Annotated in this window: 1 protein-coding gene; it reads left to right on the forward strand. The window is 65.0% G+C overall.

Annotation, left to right across the window (positions count from 1 at the left end):
• Nucleotides 1-99: 99 nt before the first annotated feature.
• The coding region (locus FXN61_RS49940) for a cytosine permease (protein WP_246293380.1) at nucleotides 100-591 on the forward strand (492 nt) is incomplete at its 3' end.

A 591-nucleotide genomic window follows, 5' to 3' on the forward strand; every position in this document is an offset into this window, starting at 1 on the left:
GACTCATGGGACCCACAGCTCCTTCCTCGGCCTGGACGCGCTCGGCTGGGTCTCCTCGTCTCCCTCTGGCTGATCCAGGCGCTGATCATCAGTCAGGGGATGGAGTCCGTAAGGAAGTTCCAAGACTTCTGCGGTCCCGCGATCTGGCTGGTGATGATCGCGCTGGCGGTGTGGATCCTCGCCAAGGCGGGCTGGACGATCTCGCTGACCTCCACCCCGCACCCGGTCTCCGTGGGGGAGCAGTGGCGTCAGTGGTTCGGCGCGATCGGTCTTGTCCTCGCCACGTACGGCGCGCTGATGCTCAACTTCTGCGACTTCTCGCGGTTCGCACCCGACTACCGGACCGTGAAGCGGGGCAACTTCTGGGGTCTGCCGATCAACTCCACGGCGTTCGTGGTGGTTTCGGTGATCGTGACTGCCGGTTCGCTGGAGGTGTTCGGCGAGGCCATCACGGATCCGGCGGAGCTGGTGGCGAAGGTCGGCAACACCTGGGTCCTGGTCGTGGCGGCGCTCACCTTCGCCATCGCCACCATGGGCGTCAATATCGTCGCCAACTTCGTCTCACCGGCCTACGACCTGGCCAACGTCTGG

Origin of the sequence: Lentzea indica (genome assembly GCF_012184385.1) — a bacterium.
GTDB lineage: Bacteria > Actinomycetota > Actinomycetes > Mycobacteriales > Pseudonocardiaceae > Lentzea > Lentzea indica.